The following is a 24,125-nucleotide window of genomic DNA, read 5'->3' as shown; positions in this document are numbered from 1 at the left end:
GATGCTGCTTCTTCACTACCGTACACACCGCGCAGTGTGTACGCTAAACAGCGAATACCGCACCTACAGGTTCTGCAGTGCTAAACAGCAGCCTGCAGGCCGTCCAAACGCTGGCGTCGCTCGACCGCGAGAGTCACGTCCATCATCCCGTCCACAAGCTGCCGTAGTGCCGCAACGTCAAGACTGGCAGTAACTGCCTCCCCGCATGCCCCAACCCCCAAGTCAATAGATAAGCTGGCTTTTGGCACTTGAAGGCTGTCATAGTGGTCAAAGTTCAGAGACACACGCCCTATGGTTCCAATAGCTGCCCTGAAAGGCACGTCCACCCTAATTCGACGCATGACCTTTCTCCCATTCGAAATGACGGCATTTAGGGAACTTGCTGCAGCCTAGAAAGCGCCTGGGCGACGTGCTCGAAGCCCGGCTCACGAGCTTTCCCGAGCCGCAAGTCGGGCACGCCGCTCCGGCAGCGCCACCGGGCGCCTCACGGCTGGCAGATAGCTGCAACGCCTCCGCGACCGGCATGGATGCCGTGACCGTCGCCGTGCGAACGCCTGGCTTTCCGCCATCGTCGGGCTGAGTGTGCTTGCACTGCGGATAAGCTGAACATCCCCAAAAGGCTCCCTTCGAGCTCTGCCGCAGGCGCAGCGGTTGCCGGCAAAGCGGGCACGGATAGCGCTTCTGCGTACCACCGAGCGTCACACCGGCGCCCGTATTGGCGTCACCTCTGGCCTCGAATTCAAACTCCAGACGCCACTCTGCATTTACCTTGAGCTTGGCACTGAACAGTCGCTTCGTCTTGCTGACGAAGCCTTCCAGCAGCCCCGTTTTCCCATCGATGTACAGAACAGTCAGCTCTGCGTCGGAAAGTTCGCGTCCTGCCACCAATCTAACCTGGCGAAACCCACATTCTGCGCTGCACGAGACTTGTAGCGTGCCCGCCTGCAGCGGCGCCTGACACTTTGGGCATGGCGCTGCAAGCCTGGTCTTTGGCGTCGCAGGGGCGGCCGCGGCCCTGGCCTTCAATGTCTCAACCAGGCGACGTGCAAACTGAGCGGTTTCGGTCATGAAGCGCGATCGGTCGTACTGGGCGCGCTCCATAAGTCGCAGTTTGCTTTCCCAATCCCCGGTCATCCTGGGCGAAGTCAATTCTTCAAGTCCGTTGGATTCCAAGAACTGCACAAGCTGAATGCCCTTGTCGGTGGGCACGAGATGCTGCTCCTTTCCCTCCCGCCGCAAATAGGGTTCAATCGGTCGTTTGGCACGATCATGATCCGCTAGGAGTACTTCGATAATGGCCGCGCGAGTGGCGGGCGTTCCAAGCCCTCGCTCTCGCATCGCCTCTCTCAGATCATCGTCCTCCAACAACTTTCCAGCGGTCTCCATTGCCCCCAGCAACGTGGCTTCGTTAAACCGGGCGGGCGGCTTCGTCTTCTGCGCCACGAGCTTCACGCCGCGATTCGCCGCGCCTTCGCCTTGCACCAATGGGCAAAGTGATGTGGAATCGTCCTCCGGATCAAGGTCTCGCCCATAGACCGCCATCCATCCAGCCTCTTGAAGCACTCGGCCCGTGGCCGTGAACTCGTGCCCTGCCATGACTGTCGTTCGCTCGGTCTTAGCGTAGACCGCGGGCGGGTGAAAGGCAGCCAGGAACCGTCGCACGACCAGGTCGAAAACCTTAGCTTCGCCTTCGGTCAGGCCTTCCGGAAGCTTCCCAGTTGGAATAATGGCGAAGTGATCGGAGATCTTCGCATTGTTGAAGATCCGCTTGTCCGGGCGCACCCAGCTATTGGCAATGATCCGTCCAGCATGCTCGCCGTACGCACCCACAGAGAGCGTCTCCATTACTGAGGCAGCTTTCCCCACATAGTCCTCCGGAAGCGCATTGGAGTCTGTGCGCGGGTAAGTTACAGCTTTGTGCTTCTCGTATAAGGCCTGGGTCAAGTCCAACGTTTTCTTGGCGGAGAATTTGAACCGCTTGTTGGCCTCACGCTGAAGCGTCGTCAAGTCGAACAACTTAGGCGGAGCGCTTGTTACTGCCTTGAACTCATCTCGCACCGTGGAGGGCTCCGCAGCGCGGCATCGTGCGTGCAGGGCCTCGGCCGCGGATTTGTCCCATATGCGGTGAGTCGTGTCGCCAGAGTCCCCCGAGTCGATAGACGGACCGCGCCAACGCGCGACATATTCGCCCGCCTGCACGGCGAAAGTCGCATGCAGTTCCCAGTATGGCCGCGGCACAAAGGAGCGAATGGCAAGCTCCTGGTGAACAACAATCGCGAGCGTCGGCGTCTGGACTCGCCCCAGCGAATTCCGCTCGCGTCGATCGGTCAGCACTTCAACCAATGCAGATACCGCTCTTGAACCATTAATGCCAACCAGCCAATCCGCCTCGGACCGGCTGCGCGCCGCATCGCCCAACCTGGCGAAGGCTGAGGCCGGCCGAAGCCCCTTGTAGGCCTCGCGGATCGCCGCAGGAGTCATGGACTGAATCCACATCCGATACACCGGCTTCTGCGCCTTGTGAAACTCATAAATCAGATTGAAGATCAGCTCACCTTCACGGCCCGCGTCGCAAGCGTTGACCACCGAGATCACATCCGGGCGTGCAATCAGCTTCCCGAGCAGCTTGAGCTGGTCGACCGTTCCGGGGATAGGACTCAGCACAAATCGGTCGGGAATGCGGGGAAGGCCACCGAACCCACCAGCAGGCTGACCAGGATCGGGGTCGGCAATCTGAACTAAGTGCCCTATGCCAGAGCTGACAACAAACTGCTCACCTTCCAGCCAGTTCCCGGCCTGACGGCACCCACCAAGCGCCGCAGCGATATCGCGAGCGACAGAGGGCTTCTCAGCGATTATGAGGGTCTTCGTCATTTCCGCTCCTGAGGGATACGTCGCGGCCAGTTCGTGCGCTTTCCATTCATTCGCAAGAAGGACGCCCGCGTCATTTCCTCGCGGCCCAACCGTCGAACAACCGAAAGCAAGTTCCAGGTGCCGAAGCAGAGCACGTACCCGAGGACATAAGCGATGAGGGCCATGTTGAAGGGATGTGCGGCAAACCCGGCAAGACCCTCATGCCCAGACTCGCCGCCAGACACGAAATAGGCGATAAGGTTTGCGAAAAGCACACCAGAGCAGAAAAGAGCCAGAACGCGCCACCACCGGCGCGGCGCTCCCATCGCAGCGATGCGCCCCTTCCTCGCCAGGGCGGCAGTCCCGAGAACAGTCTCAAGAGTGGCTAGGCGCACGCGCGCCAAATACTGACCAATAAAGTTACGCATGGCCCGCCCCTATGCGGCCCGGGCCATTGGACTTGCCGCCATGCCTTTGAGCACCACCACTCCACCGCCCAGCCTAAGCAAGTCCTCAACCTTCCGCTTGGCCTCTTGAAGGCTGTAGGCGACATCCGTCTTATCGGCCGTCTGCCACCAGTACCCCACCGAGCCAATCACGTCGACTCTGCCCACCACTCGCTGCTCTTTCCCGACACGCAGGACGTACGACTCGCGAAACTGCTCCCACTTCGGCCTTCTCGTGCTGATACGCATATCAATGTCCTCCACGTCAGAGGTGGCGGAGCCACCCCCGACCGATCGAATAATGGTTAGAGAGCGGTCGGCGCCGCCTCGGTAGCTCGGGGTGCTTCCGGCTGCGCCTTGGCGCGGTACTGCACGGCTTCAATCCGCTGAAGGCCCAGGGTGACTTTCTCGGCGTCCATGCACATGCCGGCCTCTGCCTGACCGCTTTGCTCGTTGATCCATGGCCGCACATATGCGGCCCCGACCACGCTGACGGCTGCCCCAACCCGCACCACCTCGTACACCCGCTTTGCAGTTCCCTCATGCCAGATGGTCACTTGGACGGGAAACGTCCGTGAGTCGTCCTGCACGTACCCCCCATTGCCATCAGATTTGTATTCCGAGCACATCACTCGGAGCTCGCAAATTTGGCGATCATCACCCTTCACCTTGACGGTCTTCAGCACTGGATTCACCAGAACATTTCCGCCCATCTCGCTTCTCATAGCCATTTCAATGCTCCAAAAAAGTTGATCCTCGTAGAACTCTCTTACCGCGTGGACAGGGTCGTTCGCCCGTTTCGGCAGCTTCAAGATTGCTGGTTTCGTTCATAGGTTCTTGTGTTTTGCTGCAAAACGGCGCGCGGCACCAAGTTTCCAGCCCGTTGGCGCAGCGCACCATTTCGCAAGTACGATTCCACTTGGTCGACGGCTTGGCGCAGCACGCTTTCAAGCGCGTTCAATTCCATCGCGCGAACGTCGCAGTTGCGGAAGTGCTCCACGACCGATGGCGGGAGCGTCTCCAAGATTCCTGCCAGCGCTTCAAATCGCACGTAGCGCGCATGGCCTCGAATGCACCAACGCAACCGCGCCCGTCCCAGCGCCCCGCGGCCACGCTCTTCTACTAGGCGCAAGTAGCAGCCGACTTCGAATCTGGTGGTATCCAGCGCCAGATCGCTCATGGCATCCCTTGCCTGCGCCACCGAATCGGCGAACTGCCGCGACAGGGAGCGGAACGCTCCCTTACCCTTAAAGGCTTTTATGTCCACGGATACGGACGAGCACGAGAACGATGGGACACTGGCGACCGCTCGCGCACCCTCCAGCCCGGAAGGTGACGGCAAACCTGTCATGCTGGTGAGACCATCTGCGACAGACTTTGGCGACATGAGCGTCTCCATCTAGGTCAGAAGGTTCTTGTCGACGCCTGTAGCAACTGCATCCGCTAGCGGCACCGCATCCAACAGTCGCAATTCGGCAGCAGATAGATTTAGCCGGCGCTTCGTATGGCGAGGAGCCTCCTCACCCATGAACACCGGCTTGGGCACCTCCCCGAATATGGCTTTCACGGCGCTCACGCGCTGCTGGGCTGACGCTTCTGCTCCCGCGACAAAGTCGACGCGACTTAGGGTGACGAGCTCGTCCTTCATCAGATACTTCTGCCAGTACAGAACGCGTTCAAAGACGCTCCGACATTTGTGCTTGACGGCCTGCAGTAGCGCATGACCTTGGCGTCCCGAAACTAGGTCGCGACGTTGAGCACTCTTCAACACTCGTGTGAAGTAGTCGACTTCCACGATGAGTAGCGCCACCATATAGCCATAGGGCGAGGCGAAGCCGAGCTGCATTTGCGCGGGCTCCCGGGACTGCAAAACCGAGTACGCGAGGCCCTTGGCTCTCATCTCGTCCAGCTTCAACAGCAGTTGCCCTTGTTCGGATTTGATGTATGCGCGCACTTCCTCAATGCGGGCCTTCGTTTCGACCAGAGCCCAGTCTGCATAGGGATTGTCATTCGACGACAGCGACCAAAGGGATCGAAGTGCTGCCGCAACACGCTTTCCACCCGCAATCGGAGCGCCGGGCTTGCCGGGCTCGACCGCCTTTCCCATAAACAGCCGAAGGGCCTCCAGCGTGTGAAGAGACATAACGTCCTGGCTCTCGGCGACCAGCGACGGCAACGTCTTTATCTGGCGCGCCTCAGAACTCCCAACCAAGGGGTCGGCGCCGGCACGCGCTTCATGGGCCTGACGCATACGCGTAAATTCGGCCTCGCGCTCGTAGTAGAGTTGCAAGCGCCCGAAGAGAGGATGGGCCGGGTCGGGGTCATCGTCGTTGAGGAGGGAGCCCAGTATGCGGCGCTCACCGTCGAGGTCGTAACGATCGGGAAATGGGGAGTTGTCCGCCGTCGCAAATGCGGACAGGGAAGAATCAACCGCCGTTTTTTTCGGTGCCATCAGGCGCTTCTCCGTTGTTGAATGTGTTTATGGGTGATGCTGGCCCGCATCGTTAGGAAATTGCTCCAGGGCGACAGCGTGGTCGCGAATGTCAATTTCCTTGTCGACCTGTTTTGCTGCAAAACACTCATGGCCGAGCCCTCCGCTCCGCCATCACCGCGCGTAGCTCTGCGATTCGGGCGCGTCCCTCTTCCTTCGACGAAGGCTGAGGACCCGGGCAGGCCTTCGCCGCCACCACAGCCTCCGCCGCCCGCACCGAGGCGGAAACCGCAACCAGGTTGCGACGACGCTGTTCTTCAAGATGGGCAAGCTCGGGCACGAATCGTCCTTGCTGGGCCAGGAGAACCAGTCGCCTCAGGTATCCGAGCGGGTTCTCCACAGATTGCCGTCTTGCTCGCGCGCCAAACTCGTCGAGCAGGGTTTGCCGGACAGCAGTTGGCGCGTAGCCAAGAATCGTGATCGCGCCCTGCCTGCTCTCTTGCGGAAGCACGTCTGGCCACAGAAGGGAGTCCAAATCAACCACCACTGACTCGTTTCGCTGCAAAACGGCCTCCCGTGCGCGCGCGTGGGTTGTGGTCGTTGCTGTATTCGGACCTGTAGTCGTATCCCTTATAGAAGTGGACGAATCTGGCAAACTGCTATGCATGTTTCCAGCAATCTGCAATGTACGAATCCCACAATCTGATATTTCCGGTTTGGCATTACCAGTTTGTCGGTTTCGTACATTGGCAGGCGCGGGGCCCGCTTGCGGCATAGTCTGCCCCGGCTCGCCCCTAGACATTTGGAATGCCTGGTGGCGCCGCGTGGTCGCCAAACCTTCCACCTCAGCCCTCTTTCGGGCTGCTGCTTGAGATGCGAACTGTGCTTCCAGAAGCTTGCAGAGCAGTGCGGGATCTACTTGCGTGTAAACGCGCTTGGCGCCGCGGTTCAGGTAGAACTCCTGTACGAGACCTAGCTCTTTCAGCTTATCCTTGGCGTTCTCCAACGAGCGTCTATTCAGCGCGAGATCCTCTTGCCAGTTGAGTGCGGTCAGGCTGAACCAGGGATACCCGGACTCGACGGACTTGCGCTGAAGCTGGAGCAGTCGCGACAGAAGTAGACCGGCGTTCACTCCGCCGGTCACGTCTGCCAGGATGCGGTGATACGCCGTAGTTGGCCCGAGCAGATCCCGCACCGCGCGCTCAGGCGCGCGCATGAACTCAAATGTGAGTTCGACAGGAAGGGCCTCCTTCCTGCACACCTCCAAGGCCCTCGCTATGTTCGGAAGGTTCATTCGATACCACAACGTGGCTGGCCGGCCCGCCAATGTCTCCTCTACGAAGCCGAGATTGCGGAGCCTGCGGCGCGCGGTGTCGAGCTCCGCGCGCGACAGGCCTGTCTCAAGCCACCACTGCTGCTGAGTTTTAAAGATCCAGCCGTTGGTTTGAGCTACGTCTCGTCCGGTTCGCGTCCAATGCGCGAGCTGGGACAGTACGATCGCCGCCTTCGGATTCCCGGTCATACGTGCCAAGAACAGTCCAAAGGCGATAGGCCGGCTCCGCTTCAGGGCCAGCCAAAGTCGGTCGTAGGCGATGTTGGTCGACATACGACTGTCAGCTACTCAGGCTCGGAGATGGACGCGCCAGCGCCGCGTTCGCGGCCTGTACGCGTAGTTCCCTATCCACTACCAGCCAGTTGACGCGAACGGCCGTTCGCGGGGGCATTCCGATGCGCATCGTTTCCAGAAAGCCGTTCCGCTCCAATAGTCTTCGCGCTGTGAGCTGCTCTTTGTAGGACAGTCCCAGGCGCGAACGCCATTCCTCCGCGTCGATATAGACCCAGTCGCCCGCTAGTTCGGTCAGGTCGGATTGGGCGGCAAGGTCGCTCAAGATGGCCGCAGCGTTGAGACTGCCTGCGAGCTCTACGAAGGCGCGATGGATGGTGATCGGCGCGTCCAAGACTCTTAGCAAGTAATGCTCGTTGGCCTGGTCGCGCTGGGCGACGGCATCCGTATCGGCGTTCGCTGTGTACTGTCGCCCGTAGGGATCGAGCGCAAAATCCCATGCTGTCATTGCGGACTCCCGTCTGGGCACACGTGCCGACCCTCGGTGACGAACTGAGGATCGTTCGCAGCGCTTCCGCGTCGATCAAAGAGGCGAATTGGGAACCACGCAGGGTCGATGGGCGAAGCCAAAGGTCCCAAGCCCCTCCTGGGCATTGGGAAGCAACTCAACAGCGACAGGATCCTAATCACGGCCGGCCCTCCACAGGCCGGCACGGCCTGACATCGCCTTCATAGGGGGCTGATCTGCCGCACGTTCCACGACCCGTTGCATCGCGAGTGTGTACGTCAGCGGGCGAAACGCCGGCGTGCCCTTGAGGACGGTGACCATGGCACCAGGAGCATCCTCGCCAGCGTTTGCGGGTAAGGCCCGCGGTGATTTTGTCGAAGTCATCGGCGATCTCCAGTTAGCGCTGATTGAGCGCGGCGAACAGTGTGAGAAGCGTGTGCTTTGGAAATGCCTCATGGAGTGCGAGATATCGCTCCCGGACGTCAGAAGTGGTCCCCTGCAGCTCCTTCCAAATGCTGTGCACCCGAAGGTATTCCGCTGGATCCAGCTCAACGGCTGGGCCAGGCGGACTTAGCCGCATATGCGCCCGCATCTGGTCCACTTCCGCTGCCGGTATTGCCGGAAACAGCGCGCGGATCAGCGATCCGCCCGCTTGTGCGCGGAGAAACCGTCGAAGCTGCGCCATGAGCTCCTGGCGTCGCTGGTGCTCGCTCTGTTGTTCCACCAGTGCTTCGGGGTCCACGTAGATGCGCACCGTGACTGCTGGAAGCATTGCATCAAGCCCTCGATCGCGAAGGCCAGCCAATAAAAGTTCCGCCGTGTGCTGTGGTAGCGCCCCGTCGGCATGTGCGCGCCGCCGGATCTGTTCGTTCAGCTCTCGCAGCGCTTTGCGTTTCAGGGTGGGATGGGTCAACTCCAGGAAATTCATGACGCGCCTCCAGTCAACTCCACCGGCACGCCCACCGATTGCCAGAATGAGTCCTTCGAACGCTCAGGAAATGCTTGATTGAACTGTCGGACGGCTTGGATCACCCTGAGATACACAAGCCCAGTGGCATCATCCGGGTCCGTCATTCGACGCACGACGTGGTAGGAGCCGTCTGCGTAAACCGGGTCTCCCAACAGGTTGTCGCACGCATCCTGCCAGGAGTCAGTGCTTTCGGCGTGGAGCTTGAAGTCTGACTCAAGGGACAGAGCCGCGAGGCCTGCGGGCGTGTTTTGTTGCGACAGAAGGACCAGCCACCACCACGCGTAATAACGTTCGGCGTAGTCCCCACCCTGCAGAGCTTGTTCTTGCAATGAGCCCAGGTCGCCGCCAACATCCTTGGGTATCTCGACCATGAAGCGCAAAGGCAGCTCGTCAACGGACAGGAGGCACCCTTGAAGATGGCTGACCGTCACGAGTTCCTCCAGCGCATGCCAGAGTTCCCGTTCGGCGGAGCCTCGACTGTCGGCGGGCGGCTGCTTCGAACTCGGCTGCGCGCCGGCGGCTTCAGTGTCGTGCTCACCATTCCGCCGCGAGGTTGAGGCATTGGAGGTTTCATGCTGCGGAGGCAGCTTCATCTGCGTGGCCACGTTCGCTGAATCACGGCCTGAACTTTCATCGGCACCGTCCGAGGCTTGCGTGTCTGCCAGGGAGCTGCCTGGTGCTGGCGCATGCTGCTTCGCGTCACGCACCAAGCTCGCGGATTCAGCGTCCGGATTAGCCTGGAGGATCTGCACCGCGCGTTGGAGCTCGTCCACCGTAAGACTGATGCGCTGGGCGAAGTTCTCGTCAAGACGAGCAGTGAATGCCGCGAAGTCCAGCGACTTGGTCGCGACGTAGCGCTCTCGCATGTGATCGATCGCGAGCGTCCAAGCCTGGTCGAGAGCCTCCTCGGCACCAAGCTTCGCCGCAATCGTCGCCAGCCGACTGCGTGCCGGTATGAAGCGGTCCTGCACATCGCGCCTGGAGAGCTGGCTGGCCGCGCACGCCAGGTCGGCCAGATGCTTCATGGTGAAACCATAGTGGCTCAGAAGCGCAGGGGACGCCTGTATTCCTTCACCTGCTTTGAGGTGTTCGGAAAAGTCACGCAAGCTCATCGGGCCGCCGCGTTCGCGCTCCACCTCCTGCTTCAGGTCAAAGGTCGAACGCGCTGCGTCCCAAAACAGCAGGCCCGAGCGTTGGTCGTTCTCCACCATATGGGCCGCGAGAAGGGCTGCCTCGCTGCGGTACGGAACCTTCACGAAGTCCATATGCAAGAACTGCATATGGCCTTCGGCGACCAGTTCCTGCAGGATTTCCAAGCGGGTGTTGCCGCCCTTAGCCGGGATGTACTGCTTCTCGCCAGGTCTCTGCGTAACAGCAATCATCTGATCGAGGCCGCGCGTGCGGATCGACTCCTTGATCTCGTCGTACTTTTCATTGCGAACCGTCCGCGGGTTGCGCTCGTACAGACGGCAGTCGTCTCGGACATTGAGGGTAATCACGTTGGTCAACGCCGAGTCGATTGCGGCAGGGTCCGGCGACCTTTCGCTCAGCCGCGAAGCGATCATTTGGTCCAGGTCTACTTTCTTCGATGCGGGCTTCATCAGTTGCCCCTCAGGATTGGCAGCTTTTCGTCCTCGCCAGCGAGGGCGGTGGCCATGAAAAGCAAGTCGTCTTCATCAAGCACGCCGAGGTTTCGATACGCGCTCACGGCGCCTAACACCACGCCCAAGTGCAGGGCGCGTTCGGGGGAGCCCGCGGTTGCACGATGCAAAAGATCGAGCTCGGTGCTCAAGTGCAGGAGAGCAAGCTCCTTGTTCGTGCTCATGCCTCTACCCTCCCCGAGCTGATGGCGGACCACGCTTTCAAGTAGGGCGTTGGGTCCGGCACGATAAAGATCGGGCGGTGGACCCAGCGATGGAGGACTGGGTCTTCAAAAATTCTTGCGGCCTCGGTCTCTGAGACGCCCATAAGGCTCATTTCGCTGAAGCTCACGACTTCGGAGGGAGCCGTCGACGTAGAATCAAGGCCGACGGGTCGCATCGCGAGGAGAGCGGTCTGCACTACGGCAGCAGCACGCGCGCGTCGCATTTCCAGGGGCGCGTGATCTGAAGACACGGCCACGTAAAACGTCAGGGGCGGCTGCTCTCCTCCAGCAGGCGCGGTTGCGCGGAACACGTCTCCGATGTCCGGCAGTTCGGGAAGTCTAATGGCTCTTTTCATTGCTCAAGCCCCCGCGTCACTAGGCTGGCCCTGACCGTCCACGTAGATGCCGTTCAATGCGGGGAAGAGCTCCCAAGCCAAGCGGTGCATGACGTCCCAGGGCGACTTGTCCCCCCTGCGACGGTCGTATTGATGAACCGGAATTCGTGCAGTCGTCGCAGCGGTATAGGCGGCTGCATGCGGAACGACCGTCTCTAGAATGCCCTTCACCTGCCGATGACCGAGGAAGCTTCGGCGAATTTGATCCGCAACGTGACGCGCGTTGTTGTTACGCTCCAGGGCGCTGATGACGACGTATAGGTCCCCACTGCGGAAGTCGGCGCCGAAGTCGGACAGACTGTTCAAAGACTCCATCATGCGCAGCGTGCCGTCTGCAAATTCAGCCGCAGACAGAACGTCAGGCTTGATCGGCGACAGGATCACGTCCGCCGCCATCGCCGCCGTCTTCTGCAGCTCGCCCGCCGCGCCCTGGGTGTCGATGATGATCGCGTGGTATTTCTCGACGGCCGCTGAGCGCCTCACTGCCCGGCGCATTATCAACAGACGATCTTCACGATCCTTCAGCCACGTTTGCAGATTCCCCGCGACAGCATCCGAGCAAACGATGTCGATTCCCGGAATCGCGGTCTTGCTGATGCAGTCTTCGGTGACGAGGCCACCGCGCGTAATAACTCGCGTCAGCCCGTGTTCAGCGCGCTGTTCGATGGGGTAGTACTTCGTCAGGCTGTTCTGTTCGTCCGCGTCGAACAACAGCACCTGCATGCCGAAATCGGCAAATATTCCTGCGAGATTTGCGCAGGTTGTGGTCTTCGTGACTCCACCTTTGGTGGACGCGACAGCGATCACGTGTGGCATGGCGTTCCTCTTTTCGGCGCTAGGCCATTCGGCCCAGTTGCATACCCGTTCAAGGGCGGTTATCGTTAGTCAAAACACGGTTCCGTGTTACACGATTTTGTGTAATTCAGGGCGACATTACCCGAATCCGTGTAATTCGGCAAGATAGGACTGGCGATGGAATATCAGGAATTTGTAGAAGCCGCGCTCAAGGGGCGCAGCGTGAACAGCATGGCGAAGGCGTGGGGTCTGAAACAGCAGACCCTGGATCGCTATGTGAAGGGCACGCACCTTCCGGACTACCGGACTGCTATGCTGATGGCTCAGGAAGCGGGCGTCGCGATCGATGCGACGTTCATCTTGCTGGCACAGGAAGAGAGCAAACGCAAAAAAGCCGGCGCCGCTTTCGCGGTTCCGGCTATTGCTGCTGGTGTCGAGAACACCACCAAGAATTCGACCACAGATAAGTGGTCGGGGCGAGAGGATTCGAACCTCCGACTCCTGCGTCCCGAACGCAGTACTCTACCAGGCTGAGCTACGCCCCGAGTCTTACTACTACTGACTTCGCTGCGCTCAGTGCAACCAAATCATCTTTCGCTTTCACTATCAACCGCCACGTTTCAGGCTACCGGGTTTCCCCGCCTGGGTTACCCCAGATTTTCCGCCTAATTCGCTTAGCGATCTCTATTCACCGCGAAAGCGCAGAATTCTAACAGAGAATTTAGAAAAGGGGAAATGGGGTAAGCAGAAAGTGCTTTTCGGGCCAGATCGGCCTCGGCCACGGCGGCCTGGCGGGCGTGCTCCAGAGCGTCGGTGGCCTGGATGGCGGCGGCCACGGCGGCGAAGTCGGCGTCGCCGGTCTTGATGGCGTCGCGGATCAGTTGCTGCTGTTCCGGGGTGCCCACTTCCATCACGCGGATCAGCGGCAGCGTGGGCTTGCCCTCGCGCAGGTCGTCGCCCACGTTCTTGCCCAGGGCGGCGGCGTCGCCGCTGTAGTCCAGCACGTCGTCCACCAGCTGGAAGGCAGTGCCCACATGGCGGCCGTAGGCGGCCGCGGCGGCTTCCTGCTCGGGGGTGGCGCCCGCCAGCACGGCGCCCACCTGGGCGGCGGCCTCGAACAGCTTGGCGGTCTTGTAGCGCACGACTTGCAGGTAACGTTCCTGGGAGACGTCCGGGTCATGCACGTTCAGCAGCTGCAGCACCTCGCCTTCGGCGATCACGGTGGTAGCTTCGGACAGGATGCTCATGACGCGCATCGAATCCGCTTCCACCATCATCTCGAAGGAGCGCGAATACAGGTAGTCGCCCACCAGCACGCTGGCGGCGTTGCCGAAGACCGCGTTGGCGGTTTCACGGCCGCGGCGCAGGTCGGACTCGTCGACCACGTCGTCGTGCAGCAGGGTGGCGGTATGGATGAACTCCACCACGGCGGCCAGCAGTTGGTGGTGCGTGCCCTCGTAGCCCAGCGCGCGCGCCACCATCAGCACCATGGCCGGGCGCATGCGCTTGCCGCCCGCGCCTATGATGTAGTCGCCGATCGTGCGGATCAGGACCACCTCGGAATTCAGCCGCTCGCGGATAACCGCATCGACGGCTTTCATATCGTCTGCAATGGGGGCAACAAGCTCGGGGAGATTCAAGACGTATCCGGGAGAGTGAAACGAGCCGTGGCGCGGACGCGCGCCGGCTCTTACCGCTGGGCCCGCCGCAGAGGACGGGGGATTCGACCAAGGATTATACGGGGAGTGAAGGACCTGAGCCGTCACCCTGGCGGAATCGCCGGCAGGGGCGGCGCCCGGTGCGCCCTCCCCCTGCCCGGCGCCATCTTGCAGCGGATCAGGCCTCTTGCCGCAGCATGCCGCGGGCGGCCAGTTTGGCGTAGAGCGCGCGGACCCCGAAGGTCCAGGGCTCGATCTCGGTGGCCAGCCGCACTTCGTTGACCAGCGCGCCCAGACGCTCGGAAGCGATCACGACGCGGTCGCCCAGCTTGTGGGTAAAGCCGGTGCCCGGACCCATGCGGTCCTGGGTGGGCGAGAACATGGTGCCCAGGAACAGCATGAATCCGTCCGGATACTGGTGGTGCCTGCCGCAGGCCTGGCGCACCAGGTCCAAGGGATCGCGGCTGATTTCGCGCATGTGGCTCGCGCCGTCCAGCTCGAAGCCGTCCAGGCCCTCGATGCGCAGGGACACATCGGCCTGGCGCACGCTGTCCAGGTTGAAGCCGCCGTTGAACAGGCGGATGAAGGGGCCGATGGCGCAGGAGCCGTTGTTGTCCTTGGCCTTGGTCAGCAGCAAGGCGCTGCGGCCTTCGATGTCGCGCAGGTTAACGTCGTTGCCCAGGGTGGCGCCGACGACCTCGCCGCGGCTGTCCACCGCCAGCACGATCTCGGGCTCGGGATTGTTCCAGCGGGATTCGGGCAGCACGCCGATCCGCGCGCCGGTGCCTACCGACGCCATGGGTGGCGCCTTGGAGAAGATCTCGGCGTCCGGGCCTATGCCGACCTCCAGGTATTGCGACCACTGTCCTCGCTCGGTCAGTTCGGCCTTCAGTTTGGCCGCTTCGGGCGAGCCCGGGCGCAGGCGGGACAGATCCGAGCCGATCAGGGCCTGCATGCGGACGCGGATCTCCTCGGCGCGGCTGGCGTCGCCGCCCGCTTCTTCCTCGATCATGCGTTCCAGCAGGCTGATGGCGAAGGTGACGCCAGCCGCCTTGACCGGCTGCAGGTCGCAAGGCGCCAGCAGGCGCAAGCCCTCCTGGCCTGCCAGGCTGGCTGCCATCAGGACATGCACGTCGCCCAGAGACTCGCCGGCGGCGCTGGCGGCGAGCGCCACGCGGTCGGGGCGGTCCAGCAGGTCCGCCATGGTGGGCGTGGCCGCCGTGATGTCGATCACCTCGCCGCGGCGCACCGCCACCACGCTGGGACCATGCCCCGGCCGCCACACCCGCCCCACCAGCAACGCCTGTTCCAGATCGACGGGCAGCGCCTTTGCTTGGTCCATGAGTCTCCTCGCCTTGTTCGAATGATGTGCGGGGCAGTCTAGGAGACTTCCATTATCATGTCCAACATCATGAATTTATGTCCAATATATTGGACAAATCCACGCATGGCTTCCGAACACGACGTCCCCGCCATCCGGCGCACTCACGACATCCTGCGGCTGCTGGCCAGCAGCCGCGCGCCCGTCAAGGCATCGGAACTGGCCGTGTCCTGCCAGCTCGCCCGCAGCACGCTGTACCTGCTGCTCGATTGCCTGGAGCAACGCCGCTGGATCGAACGCCGCGACGGCGGCTATGTCATCGGCATCGAATTGATGGCGCTGGGCTACGCCTATCTGCGCCAGGACGGATTGCAGGCGGCATTCCAGGCCGCCGCCGGCGCCTTCGTGGCGCGGCACAACGAAGTGGTGCAGCTGGCGACGCTGGACGGATTCGATGTGGTCTATCTGGCTCGCGAGGACGCGCGCCGCCCGGTGCGACTGGTGTCGGACCTGGGCCTGCGACTGCCCGCGCACGCCTGCGCGCTGGGCAAGGCCTTGCTCGCCAGCCTGCCGCCGCAAGAGCTGGCCGCCTGCGTGCCTGCGGTGTTGCCGCGCGTCACCGAGCGCAGCATCGCCACCCGCGCCGCGCTAGACCAGGAACTGGAACAGGTACGCGACGCCGGACTGGCGCAGGACCTGGAGGAAGTGGCGACCGGCCTGGTCTGCTTTGCCGCCTATGTGGGCATGACGCCGCTGGGCAAACGGGTGGCCGTGAGCACTTCCATCCCCACCGACCGGCTGGACGAGGCGCACCGCCGCGACGTGATCGACGGGATCCGGCTGGTGGCGCGGGACATCGCCCTGCGAGTGATCCCGGGCGCCTGAAGCTTGCACGCGACACCTAAGCCCTTAGCCTGCAACAGCTTTTTGACTTTCTGAAAGTCCCGGGCTAATATTCCGGATTCGGTCAGCAATGCCCGAATTACGTCGGTTGCATTTGCGTCACCCCTCTGGGTGCCGAGGAAGGTTCCACTTTCCCGGGCATCAAGGCATTTCTCTCTCTTGCCAGGCTCTGGCGCCAAGAGAAGAAAGTGTCCCGCCAGAGCGGCAGTCCAGCCCAGCAGGGCAGGCAGCGCGGATGAACCCATTTACCTATTTAAGGAATCCCCCATGTACGCGGTCGTAAAAACCGGTGGCAAGCAGTATCGCGTTGCCGCTGGCGAAAAACTCAAGATAGAACAGATACCGGCAGACATTGGGCAAGAAATCACCCTGGACCAAGTGCTGTCCGTGGGCGAAGGCGACCAACTGAAAGTTGGCACGCCCCTCGTCTCCGGCGCCGTGGTCAAGGCAACGGTTCTTGCGCAAGGCCGCCACGACAAGGTCAAGATCTTCAAGATGCGCCGTCGCAAGCACTATCAGAAGCGTCAGGGCCACCGTCAGAACTACACCGAAATCCGCATCGAAGCCATCACGGCTTAAGAAGCGACTCGGTACCACTTAGCAGGAGCTAAACATGGCACAGAAAAAGGGCGGCGGCTCTACGCGGAACGGACGCGACTCAGAATCGAAGCGTCTGGGCGTCAAGGCATTCGGCGGCGAATTGATTCCCGCTGGTTCGATCATCGTGCGTCAGCGCGGCACGCGCTTCCACGCTGGCGTGAACGTCGGCATGGGCAAGGATCACACCCTGTTCGCGCTGATCGACGGCAAGGTTCAATTCGGCTTCAAGGGCGCGTTGAACAAGCAGACCGTTTCGATCGTCGCTGCCGAGTAATCGGACCAGCACGGTCAGCAACGCGGTTCGCCGCGTTCCAGAACGGCAAAAGCCCTGTCGCATGCGGCAGGGCTTTTTTGTTTTAAGCTTTTCCTGTTTTCAGGCAGCTGCCGGAAGGTTCCGGCCTCTGCCTCCCGGCGGCGTCCGTTAACGGCCCCGCCCCACTACTCACTACACGCGCGGACATCATGAAATTCGTAGACGAAGCCACCATCGAAGTCGTCGCCGGCAAAGGCGGCAATGGCGTGGCGAGCTTTCGCCGCGAAAAATTCATTCCCCGAGGCGGCCCGGACGGCGGCGACGGCGGACGCGGCGGCACCATCTTCGCCGTGGCCGACCGCAACATCAACACGCTGATCGACTACCGCTACGCGCGTCTGCACCGCGCCAAGAACGGCGAAAACGGCCGTGGCTCGGACCAGTACGGCGCGGCCGCTCCGGACATCACGCTACGCGTGCCGGTGGGCACCATCATCCATGACGCCGACACCGGCGAAGTCCTGTTCGACCTGAACCAGCACGAACAAAAAGTCGTGCTGGCCGCTGGCGGCCAGGGCGGCATGGGCAACATCCACTTCAAGTCCAGCGTCAACCGCGCGCCCCGCCAGTGGACGCCCGGCAAGGAAGGCGAACATCGCTATCTGCGGATGGAACTGAAGGTGCTGGCGGACGTGGGCCTCTTGGGCCTGCCCAACGCCGGCAAGTCCACGCTGATCACGCGCATTTCCAATGCGAAGCCGAAGATCGCGGACTACCCCTTCACCACGCTGCACCCCAATCTGGGCGTGGTGCGTACCTCGCCGTCGCGCAGCTTCGTCGTGGCCGACATTCCCGGCCTGATCGAAGGCGCCTCCGAAGGCGCCGGCCTGGGCCACCTGTTCCTGCGCCACCTGGCGCGCACCCGCGTGCTCTTGCACCTGGTGGACGTGTCCACCCCCGATCCCGACGCCGATCCGGTCGAGCAGGCCGTGGTGGACGCGCGCGCCATCGTCGAGGAACTGCGCCGCTACGATCCGGAACTGGCCGCCAAGCCGCGCTGGCTGGTCCTGAACAAGCTGGACATGGTGCCCGATCCCGAGGACACCAAGCGCCGCTTCCTCGAACTCTACGACTGGAAGGGCCCGGTGTTCGGCATTTCCGGCCTGTCGGGCGAAGGCACCCAGGACCTGATCTACGCGCTGCAAGACTACCTGGACGCCGAACGCGAAAAGGAACACCTGTCGCAAGACCAGGCCGAAGAGAACTATGTCGCGCCCGACCCGCGCTTCGACGACAAGCGCTCGACCGCTGACCAGCGCCCCGCGCCGCGCGGCGGCGACGAATAAGCCATAATCGCAGTCCTTACGATTACGCCTTTTTCTCGCCGCAGCCGGCCGCCATCATGTCTGCTGAAACACCCGCCGTTTCCGTCGTCACCAACGCCCAGCGTCTCGTCGCCAAAGTCGGCTCGTCGCTGGTCACCAACGAAGGCCGAGGCCTGGATCGCGCCGCCGTGGCGCACTGGGCCGCGCAGATCGCCGCCCTGCACAAGCAGGGCAAGCAAATCGTGCTGGTCTCCAGCGGCGCCATCGCCGAAGGCATGGCCCGCCTAGGCTGGCGCAAGCGCCCGTCGGTCATGCACGAACTGCAGGCCGCCGCGGCCGTGGGCCAGATGGGCCTGTGCCAGGCTTATGAGGCGGCTTTTGCCGAATACGGCCTGCGCACCGCGCAGATCCTGCTGACGCACGAAGACCTGGCCGACCGCCACCGCTACCTGAACGCGCGCAGCACGCTGTTCGCGCTGCTGCGCCTGGGCGTGGTGCCGATCGTGAACGAAAACGACACCGTCGTCACCGACGAAATCCGGCTGGGCGACAACGACACGCTGGGCGCGCTGGTCACCAACCTGATCGAAGCCGATACGCTGATCATCCTGACGGACCAGCGCGGTCTGTACGACTCGGATCCCCGCAAGAATCCGGATGCCAAGTTCATGTCGCACGCCCAGGCTGGCGACCCCGCGCTGGAAGCCATGGCTGGCGGCGCCGGCAGCGGCATCGGCACCGGCGGCATGCTGACCAAGGTGCTGGCGGCCAAACGCGCGGCGCATAGCGGCGCGCACACCGTCATCGCGTCGGGCCGCGAACGCAATGTGCTCACGCGCCTGGCCCAGGGCGAGTGCATCGGCAGCGAGTTGCGCGCCGTGCTGCCCGTGTGGTCCGCGCGCAAGCAATGGCTGGCCGACCACCTGCGCTTGCGTGGACGCGTGGTGCTGGACGACGGCGCCGTGCAGGCGCTGCTGCGCGAGGGCAAGAGCCTGCTGCCCATCGGCGTGACCGAGGTGGAAGGCGAGTTCGGCCGCGGCGACGTGGTCGCCTGCGTGGATGGCCAGGGCCGTGAATGCGCCCGCGGCCTGATCAACTACTCATCGATCGATACCCGCCGCATCCTGCGCCAGCCTTCGTCGCAGATCGCGCGCATTCTGGGCAGCATGACCGAACCGGAACTCATGCATCGGGATAACCTGGTAGTGCTGTGAAGTCCCGCCCTCTTGCGGCGCCCTCGGGCAGCAGGATATAGCCCCATCCCCGCACCGCGAGCACGGGCAATTCGATATTGAGGCGGCGCGCCTTGCTGCGCAGCCGCGACAGCAGCACATCCACCCGCCGCGCCCCATCCAGGGACTTGCGCCTATCTGCCGGGAAGAAGCACTCCCGGCGCAGGCAGTAGCCCGGCGCATTCAGTAAGCGGACAAAAAAAGCGCGCTCCGTTACCGTCAACGGCAGGTACTCGCCTGCCGGCCCTGCCAGCGCGCCGACATGCGGATCGAGCCGCCAAGGCAGAGCGACGGATGGCGCACGCCGGTACAGATTGCGCAGCAGGGCATCCCATTCCAGCGCATCCATGCCCGCGGGGACACAGACGTCCGCGCCCGCATCCAGCGCGGCGATGCGATCGGACGCGCTGGCAGTCGTGGCGTGCCACAGCACCGCCGCGGCCGGCGCCGCGCGGCGCAGCATGGCGATCAAGCCCGGCACGCCCTCAATACCTCCCAAAAGTACCAGGGCGTCAGCGGCCCGGGCCTGCAAGTGTTCCAATAGCCCGGCGGACGTATCGAAGACGCGGGCCTGCCAACGCAACAGACGCAGGGCCTCGGCAAAATCCTCGCCCGCCGTTTCGTCGAGCCGTACGACGAAGACGCTGCCTCGTTGCTCCATGCGCTCACCTTTGATAAATATCACTTAAGTAATTTTTATAACCACCAAAGCGCGGGACCAGCAAGCTTCAATCGCCGGTGTGAAAACATTCTCAGACCGACTGAAGCATGCGCGCCTGCTGCGTGGCCACACGCAGAAAGACCTCGCACGTCTGGCACGCATTTCGCAAAGCGCCATCGGCAGCTACGAAAGCGGCTTGCGGCATTCAAGCCGCTCGGCGCGCAAGCTGGCGCAGGTCCTGAAGGTCGAGGCCGAATGGCTGGAAACCGGCAAAGGCCCCATGGAGCTTCCCGTGGACGGCTACGACCTCAGCAACACCCTGCCCGCGCCCGGCGTGGCCGAACCCGTGCCGCGCCCCGGCGGCCGGCCGCGTCCGATGGCGCCCTGGCCCTTCCCGAACATTTCGCCTTCGCAGTTCGAATCGCTGACGGCCGACGACCGCCTGATCCTTGAATCGATCACGCAGGCCTACATCGAGAAAACCATCCTGATCCGCCGCGGCGCCAAGACGCGCGGCCGCAAGCTGGGCTGAACGCAGGCAGCTTTTCCTACAGACGCAAAAAAGCCCGGCATGCCGGGCTTTTTTTGTCGCTTGCTGCGCCGTTCAGGGCTTGGCAGCGGGCGCCGGAGCAGCACCGCCAGCAGGCGGCACGGCAGCGTCGCCGCGGATCTTGGCGGCGATTTCCGAAGCGGCCTGGGCCGAGGCCACGCCGAAGGCGAGGACGCCGCGGTTCAGCGGTTCGCCGATGAGCGGGGCGGCGACCAGTTCCTGGTCGATGACGAGCGCCAGCATGTTGCCGACGTTCTTGGTGCTGACGTCATTGAGCTTGCGAGCGCCGGCTTCCGAGAAGCGCAGGCCGACGAAGTTCTGGCCCTGGCGGTCCACCAGCGCGGCGGCGTCGGTCAGGTCGGCGCGCGTCAGCACGGGCACGGTCTGCATGTAAAGCTTGCCGTCGGGCAGCGCGATTTCGCGCATGCCGGCGCCGGGTTGCTTCTGCGCCAGGTAGAAGTCCACGGAGGCCGCGGCGGCCGGCTTGGCGGCCTCTTGGCCGGCTTGCGGCGTGGCGGTATCGCCGGACGTCTTAGTCGGGGCGGTCTTGCAACCCGCTAGCGCCAACGTCACGACTACCAAGGCGGGCGCCAATTTGCGTAGGGTCAGTTGCATGCTCGTTTCCTTCTTAATGTGGACTAAGACCAGGCGATGCACTCCATCCCCGGTACTGGGAAAAGTGTACCGAACCTAAATGACGGTGTCGCCCCAGTCTGAATCCAAATGTAAAGCGGTAATACCACCTCCCGCCTGCTCCGGCAGACGCGGCGCAGCAGCCGCGCGATTCGTCGGAACGCGCGCCAGCCTCTATACTTCGCTTTCGCGCAGGGGTACTCGTCCCGCCTACATGGCTGGACGTGTTGAGAGAGTCCCTTCGTACCAGTACGGATAATGCCGATGCTGGGAGCCGTATTCCCGCCATGCGTCTTTGCGCGCGCGGCGGGAATTCCTTCCCGATCGGCTCCAACCACTCGCTTGGAGCTTTCCATGAACGCCAATCCCAAATTCCTGGCCGCTACCGCCGAAGTCGACGCGGCGGCGGTCGCACCGCTGCCCAAATCCCGCCGCGTGTATGAAGTGGGCTCGCGCCCCGACATCCGCGTGCCGTTCCGCGAAATCGAGCAGGACGACACGCCGACGATGTTCGGCGGCGAGAAGAACCCGCCGCTGACGGTCTATGACTGCAGCGGCCCCTACACCGACCCCGAAGCCAAGATCGACATCCGCCGCGGCCTGCCCGAACTGCGCCGCGCCTGGATCGAAGAGCGCGGCGACACGGAAGTGCTGTCGGGTCCGACCAGCGACTACGGCAAGGAATGCCTGACCGATCCCAAGCTGACGGCCATGCGCTTCGACCTGCAGCGTCCGCCGCGCCGCGCCAAGTCCGGCGCCAACGTGTCGCAGATGCATTACGCCCGCCGCGGCATCATCACGCCGGAAATGGAATACGTGGCGATCCGCGAAAGCCTGCGCCGCGAGCACTATCTGCAGACGCTGCGCGACAGCGGTCCCGACGGCGAGAAGATGGTCAAGCGCCTGCTGCGCCAGCACCCGGGCCAGTCGTTCGGCGCCGCCATTCCCGCCGCCATCACGCCGGAGTTCGTGCGCGACGAGATCGCCCGCGGCCGCGCCATCATCCCCGCCAACATCAACCACCCGGAAGTGGAGCCGATGGCCATCGGCCGCAACTTCCTGGTGAAGATCAATGCCAACATCGGCAACTCGGCGGTCAGCTCCGGCATCGGCGAAGAAGTCGAAAAGATGACCTGGGCGATCCGCTGGGGCGGAGACACGGTCATGGATTTGTCCACCGGCAAGCACATCCACGAAACGCGCGAATGGATCATCCGCAACTCGCCCGTGCCCATCGGCACCGTGCCGATCTACCAGGCGCTGGAGAAGGTCGACGGCAAGGCCGAGGACCTGACCTGGGAGATCTTCCGCGACACGCTGATCGAGCAGGCCGAACAGGGCGTGGACTACTTCACGATCCACGCGGGCGTGCGCCTGCCGTTCATCCCCATGACGGCCGACCGCATGACCGGCATCGTCTCGCGCGGCGGCTCGATCATGGCCAAGTGGTGCCTGGCGCATCACAAGGAGAGCTTCCTGTACGAGCGCTTCGAGGAAATCTGCGAAATCATGAAGGCCTACGACGTCAGCTTCTCGCTGGGCGACGGCCTGCGCCCGGGCTCGGGCTACGACGCCAACGACGAGGCACAATTCGCCGAACTGAAGACGCTGGGCGAGCTGACGCAGGTGGCGTGGAAGCATGACGTGCAGGTCATGATCGAAGGCCCGGGCCACGTGCCGATGCAGATGATCAAGGAGAACATGGAGCTGCAGCTGGAACACTGCCACGAGGCGCCGTTCTACACGCTGGGCCCCCTGACCACCGACATCGCTCCAGGCTACGACCACATCACCTCCGGCATCGGCGCGGCGCTGATTGGCTGGTACGGCACGGCGATGCTCTGTTATGTGACGCCCAAGGAACACCTGGGCCTGCCGAACAAGAAGGACGTGAAGGACGGCATCATCACATACAAGATCGCGGCCCACGCGGCGGACCTGGCCAAGGGCCACCCGGGCGCGGCGATCCGCGACAACGCGCTGTCCAAGGCGCGCTTCGAGTTCCGCTGGGACGACCAGTTCAACCTGGGTCTGGATCCGGACACGGCGAAGGAATTCCACGACGAGACGCTGCCGAAGGATTCGATGAAGGTGGCGCACTTCTGCTCGATGTGCGGACCGCATTTCTGCTCGATGAAGATCACCCAGGACGTGCGGGATTATGCGGCGGCTCAGGGGGTTAGCGAGAAGGATGCGTTGCAGAAGGGGATGCAGGAGAAGTCTGTGGAGTTCGTTAAGAAAGGGGCCGAGGTTTATCATCGGCAGTGATGTTGTTCTTGTGACGGGTGTTGGTTCTTAAGACGCCCGTCACGTCGGGGGCCTGCCATGCGCGGGGCAACGATTGCGGTCCGGAGCCTTCGCTCCGGACTGCCCCATCGTCATCCTCGTCCTCGCCTTCGGCGACTCCTACGGATTCCCTCGGGCTTATCGACGCCCCGCGCATGGCAGGCCCCCGACGCGACGGTCTCCGTCTGCTGAATCTTCACCAGTGCTGGGACCGGCAGTGTGCTTGGCGTTCTTGCCACCGGTGGGGTGGGCGAGGATCTTGCGGGGCCCGCCCCCAGCCGGCCGCGCGGGCGGCCTTTGGGGGCTTACGCGGCGTCTCGCGTCGAAGGATGACGCTGCGCGCTGGTGTTGAGTGCGTGGAATTGGGCAGGATGAGTGAAGTGCGTACAGATCTGCCCGCGGGCTACGTGCGCTGGACGCTTGGGGTTCTTGCTTCACCCATCCTACTGAAGCGTCATGAGGCGGCAAACGTTCGTCATTTCAACTCCGCCGCCGGATGGGCGGCGCGCGCGAGAGGATCTGCGTGCGCAAGCTTCTGTCCACCGCGCGCCGCCCATCACCGCCCCCCCAAAAACGGCGACAACCACTAGCAAACTACTCGTCGCATTCGCGTCAGCGCACCCATCACGACGCACGCAAGCGCGTATGTTCATTACGGCCGCCCGGGCGGCCGTAATGAACGGGCCTCGCAAAACTCGTCACTGAAAGCAGCTCTAGCGACGCAACAGGCCAAGACGCAGATAGCACGGCGGTGCTGGCGGTGTGGCGGCGAGCAACCTCGATGCGCCCGAGGGAATCCGTAGGGAGCCGAAGGCGTACGAGGATGACAACGGGGCAGTCCGGAGCGAAGGCTCCGGACCGCAATCGTGGGCGCTCG

The 24,125-nt window shown here is 62.8% G+C and carries 23 protein-coding genes and 1 tRNA gene; 7 read left to right on the top strand and 17 right to left on the bottom strand.

The window, feature by feature from the left end:
- Positions 1-327: 327 nt before the first annotated feature.
- The 15 genes from BRO63_RS29785 to BRO63_RS29710 all read right to left on the bottom strand — a co-directional run bounded on the left by BRO63_RS29785 (position 328) and on the right by BRO63_RS29710 (position 14,826).
- The gene (locus BRO63_RS29785; protein WP_054485445.1) at positions 328-2,874 is read right to left on the bottom strand and encodes a DNA topoisomerase; all 2,547 of its coding nucleotides are present in this window, start codon (positions 2,872-2,874) and stop codon (positions 328-330) included.
- Positions 2,871-3,281 (bottom strand): hypothetical protein, encoded by a 411-nt coding sequence (locus BRO63_RS29780; protein WP_006224637.1) that lies wholly within the window; start codon positions 3,279-3,281, stop codon positions 2,871-2,873. The genes BRO63_RS29785 and BRO63_RS29780 overlap by 4 nt, the downstream gene beginning before the upstream one ends.
- 9 nt (positions 3,282-3,290) lie before the next feature.
- Positions 3,291-3,548, bottom strand: a complete 258-nt coding sequence (locus tag BRO63_RS29775; RefSeq protein WP_006224638.1) for a hypothetical protein — start codon at positions 3,546-3,548, stop codon at positions 3,291-3,293.
- 56 nt (positions 3,549-3,604) lie between these two features.
- The gene (locus tag BRO63_RS29770) at positions 3,605-4,111 is read right to left on the bottom strand and encodes a single-stranded DNA-binding protein (protein WP_006224639.1); all 507 of its coding nucleotides are present in this window, start codon (positions 4,109-4,111) and stop codon (positions 3,605-3,607) included.
- Complete coding sequence (locus BRO63_RS29765; RefSeq protein WP_127186024.1) at positions 4,108-4,686, bottom strand: hypothetical protein; 579 nt, start codon at positions 4,684-4,686, stop codon at positions 4,108-4,110. Before BRO63_RS29765 ends, BRO63_RS29770 begins: the two co-directional genes overlap by 4 nt.
- A gap of 12 nt (positions 4,687-4,698) precedes the next feature.
- Positions 4,699-5,751, bottom strand: coding sequence for a PFL_4669 family integrating conjugative element protein (locus tag BRO63_RS29760; protein WP_006224641.1), 1,053 nt, complete (start codon positions 5,749-5,751; stop codon positions 4,699-4,701).
- A 127-nt stretch (positions 5,752-5,878) separates the two neighbouring features.
- The gene (locus BRO63_RS29755; RefSeq protein ID WP_006224642.1) at positions 5,879-7,336 is read right to left on the bottom strand and encodes a hypothetical protein; all 1,458 of its coding nucleotides are present in this window, start codon (positions 7,334-7,336) and stop codon (positions 5,879-5,881) included.
- A gap of 7 nt (positions 7,337-7,343) precedes the next feature.
- The gene (locus BRO63_RS29750) at positions 7,344-7,802 is read right to left on the bottom strand and encodes a hypothetical protein (protein ID WP_006224643.1); all 459 of its coding nucleotides are present in this window, start codon (positions 7,800-7,802) and stop codon (positions 7,344-7,346) included.
- Between the two features lie 397 nt (positions 7,803-8,199).
- Positions 8,200-8,730 (bottom strand): hypothetical protein, encoded by a 531-nt coding sequence (locus BRO63_RS29745; protein ID WP_006224644.1) that lies wholly within the window; start codon positions 8,728-8,730, stop codon positions 8,200-8,202.
- The gene (locus tag BRO63_RS29740) at positions 8,727-10,373 is read right to left on the bottom strand and encodes a ParB N-terminal domain-containing protein (protein WP_006224645.1); all 1,647 of its coding nucleotides are present in this window, start codon (positions 10,371-10,373) and stop codon (positions 8,727-8,729) included. The genes BRO63_RS29745 and BRO63_RS29740 overlap by 4 nt, the downstream gene beginning before the upstream one ends.
- Complete coding sequence (locus tag BRO63_RS29735) at positions 10,373-10,597, bottom strand: hypothetical protein (RefSeq protein WP_006224646.1); 225 nt, start codon at positions 10,595-10,597, stop codon at positions 10,373-10,375. Before BRO63_RS29735 ends, BRO63_RS29740 begins: the two co-directional genes overlap by 1 nt.
- Before the next feature lie 398 nt (positions 10,598-10,995).
- A complete protein-coding gene (locus BRO63_RS29725) occupies positions 10,996-11,847 on the bottom strand; it encodes a ParA family protein (RefSeq protein WP_006224648.1) in 852 nt (283 codons plus the stop codon).
- Between the two features lie 447 nt (positions 11,848-12,294).
- Positions 12,295-12,371, bottom strand: a tRNA-Pro gene (locus tag BRO63_RS29720).
- A gap of 129 nt (positions 12,372-12,500) precedes the next feature.
- On the bottom strand, positions 12,501-13,466 hold the full coding sequence (ispB, locus tag BRO63_RS29715; protein WP_088143216.1) for an octaprenyl diphosphate synthase: 966 nt from the start codon (positions 13,464-13,466) through the stop codon (positions 12,501-12,503).
- Positions 13,467-13,662: 196 nt separating this feature from the next.
- Positions 13,663-14,826, bottom strand: coding sequence for a fumarylacetoacetate hydrolase family protein (locus BRO63_RS29710; RefSeq protein WP_088143215.1), 1,164 nt, complete (start codon positions 14,824-14,826; stop codon positions 13,663-13,665).
- 105 nt (positions 14,827-14,931) lie between these two features.
- Here BRO63_RS29710 and BRO63_RS29705 point away from each other — a divergent pair, with 105 nt between their 5' ends.
- The 5 genes from BRO63_RS29705 (at position 14,932) to proB (ending at position 19,100) form a co-directional block, all read left to right on the top strand.
- Positions 14,932-15,690: an IclR family transcriptional regulator gene (locus BRO63_RS29705; RefSeq protein WP_179215257.1), complete on the top strand. Its 759-nt coding sequence runs from the start codon at positions 14,932-14,934 to the stop codon at positions 15,688-15,690.
- 285 nt (positions 15,691-15,975) lie between these two features.
- Positions 15,976-16,287: a 50S ribosomal protein L21 gene (rplU, locus tag BRO63_RS29700; protein ID WP_006216228.1), complete on the top strand. Its 312-nt coding sequence runs from the start codon at positions 15,976-15,978 to the stop codon at positions 16,285-16,287.
- Between the two features lie 34 nt (positions 16,288-16,321).
- A complete protein-coding gene (gene rpmA, locus BRO63_RS29695) occupies positions 16,322-16,582 on the top strand; it encodes a 50S ribosomal protein L27 (RefSeq protein WP_006216229.1) in 261 nt (86 codons plus the stop codon).
- A gap of 188 nt (positions 16,583-16,770) precedes the next feature.
- Positions 16,771-17,907, top strand: a complete 1,137-nt coding sequence (gene obgE, locus BRO63_RS29690; RefSeq protein WP_088143213.1) for a GTPase ObgE — start codon at positions 16,771-16,773, stop codon at positions 17,905-17,907.
- A 56-nt stretch (positions 17,908-17,963) separates the two neighbouring features.
- A complete protein-coding gene (proB, locus tag BRO63_RS29685) occupies positions 17,964-19,100 on the top strand; it encodes a glutamate 5-kinase (RefSeq protein WP_088143212.1) in 1,137 nt (378 codons plus the stop codon).
- Here the strand turns inward: proB and BRO63_RS29680 are convergent.
- Positions 19,069-19,779, bottom strand: a complete 711-nt coding sequence (locus tag BRO63_RS29680; protein WP_088143211.1) for a response regulator transcription factor — start codon at positions 19,777-19,779, stop codon at positions 19,069-19,071. The genes proB and BRO63_RS29680 overlap by 32 nt on opposite strands.
- A gap of 79 nt (positions 19,780-19,858) precedes the next feature.
- Between BRO63_RS29680 and BRO63_RS29675 the strand changes: the two genes are divergently transcribed.
- Positions 19,859-20,311 (top strand): helix-turn-helix domain-containing protein, encoded by a 453-nt coding sequence (locus tag BRO63_RS29675; protein ID WP_088143210.1) that lies wholly within the window; start codon positions 19,859-19,861, stop codon positions 20,309-20,311.
- A gap of 72 nt (positions 20,312-20,383) precedes the next feature.
- Here BRO63_RS29675 and BRO63_RS29670 read toward each other — a convergent pair whose 3' ends face one another.
- Complete coding sequence (locus BRO63_RS29670) at positions 20,384-20,944, bottom strand: SecDF P1 head subdomain-containing protein (protein ID WP_054457711.1); 561 nt, start codon at positions 20,942-20,944, stop codon at positions 20,384-20,386.
- Positions 20,945-21,316: 372 nt separating this feature from the next.
- On the opposite strand from BRO63_RS29670, the gene thiC reads away from it, so the two are divergent.
- Positions 21,317-23,230, top strand: coding sequence for a phosphomethylpyrimidine synthase ThiC (thiC, locus tag BRO63_RS29665; protein WP_088143209.1), 1,914 nt, complete (start codon positions 21,317-21,319; stop codon positions 23,228-23,230).
- Positions 23,231-24,125: the final 895 nt, after the last annotated feature.

It is taken from the genome of Achromobacter xylosoxidans (assembly GCF_002192695.1).
Taxonomy (GTDB): domain Bacteria; phylum Pseudomonadota; class Gammaproteobacteria; order Burkholderiales; family Burkholderiaceae_B; genus Achromobacter; species Achromobacter xylosoxidans_C.
The sequence above is the reverse complement of the archived record's forward strand: the minus strand, read 5'-3'. Positions and strand labels throughout refer to the sequence as shown.

Bases quoted from the DNA above. Each gene is read 5' to 3' on its own strand.
- BRO63_RS29785 (WP_054485445.1), bottom strand. From the start codon at position 2,874: ATGACGAAGACCCTCATAATCGCTGAGAAGCCCTCTGTCGCTCGCGAT.
- BRO63_RS29780 (WP_006224637.1), bottom strand. From the start codon at position 3,281: ATGCGTAACTTTATTGGTCAGTATTTGGCGCGCGTGCGCCTAGCCACT.
- BRO63_RS29775 (WP_006224638.1), bottom strand. From the start codon at position 3,548: ATGCGTATCAGCACGAGAAGGCCGAAGTGGGAGCAGTTTCGCGAGTCG.
- BRO63_RS29765 (WP_127186024.1), bottom strand. From the start codon at position 4,686: ATGTCGCCAAAGTCTGTCGCAGATGGTCTCACCAGCATGACAGGTTTG.
- BRO63_RS29760 (WP_006224641.1), bottom strand. From the start codon at position 5,751: ATGGCACCGAAAAAAACGGCGGTTGATTCTTCCCTGTCCGCATTTGCG.
- BRO63_RS29755 (WP_006224642.1), bottom strand. From the start codon at position 7,336: ATGTCGACCAACATCGCCTACGACCGACTTTGGCTGGCCCTGAAGCGG.
- BRO63_RS29750 (WP_006224643.1), bottom strand. From the start codon at position 7,802: ATGACAGCATGGGATTTTGCGCTCGATCCCTACGGGCGACAGTACACA.
- BRO63_RS29745 (WP_006224644.1), bottom strand. From the start codon at position 8,730: ATGAATTTCCTGGAGTTGACCCATCCCACCCTGAAACGCAAAGCGCTG.
- BRO63_RS29740 (WP_006224645.1), bottom strand. From the start codon at position 10,373: ATGAAGCCCGCATCGAAGAAAGTAGACCTGGACCAAATGATCGCTTCG.
- BRO63_RS29735 (WP_006224646.1), bottom strand. From the start codon at position 10,597: ATGAGCACGAACAAGGAGCTTGCTCTCCTGCACTTGAGCACCGAGCTC.
- BRO63_RS29725 (WP_006224648.1), bottom strand. From the start codon at position 11,847: ATGCCACACGTGATCGCTGTCGCGTCCACCAAAGGTGGAGTCACGAAG.
- BRO63_RS29710 (WP_088143215.1), bottom strand. From the start codon at position 14,826: ATGGACCAAGCAAAGGCGCTGCCCGTCGATCTGGAACAGGCGTTGCTG.
- BRO63_RS29705 (WP_179215257.1), top strand. From the start codon at position 14,932: ATGGCTTCCGAACACGACGTCCCCGCCATCCGGCGCACTCACGACATC.
- rplU (WP_006216228.1), top strand. From the start codon at position 15,976: ATGTACGCGGTCGTAAAAACCGGTGGCAAGCAGTATCGCGTTGCCGCT.
- rpmA (WP_006216229.1), top strand. From the start codon at position 16,322: ATGGCACAGAAAAAGGGCGGCGGCTCTACGCGGAACGGACGCGACTCA.
- obgE (WP_088143213.1), top strand. From the start codon at position 16,771: ATGAAATTCGTAGACGAAGCCACCATCGAAGTCGTCGCCGGCAAAGGC.
- proB (WP_088143212.1), top strand. From the start codon at position 17,964: ATGTCTGCTGAAACACCCGCCGTTTCCGTCGTCACCAACGCCCAGCGT.
- BRO63_RS29680 (WP_088143211.1), bottom strand. From the start codon at position 19,779: ATGGAGCAACGAGGCAGCGTCTTCGTCGTACGGCTCGACGAAACGGCG.
- BRO63_RS29670 (WP_054457711.1), bottom strand. From the start codon at position 20,944: ATGCAACTGACCCTACGCAAATTGGCGCCCGCCTTGGTAGTCGTGACG.
- thiC (WP_088143209.1), top strand. From the start codon at position 21,317: ATGAACGCCAATCCCAAATTCCTGGCCGCTACCGCCGAAGTCGACGCG.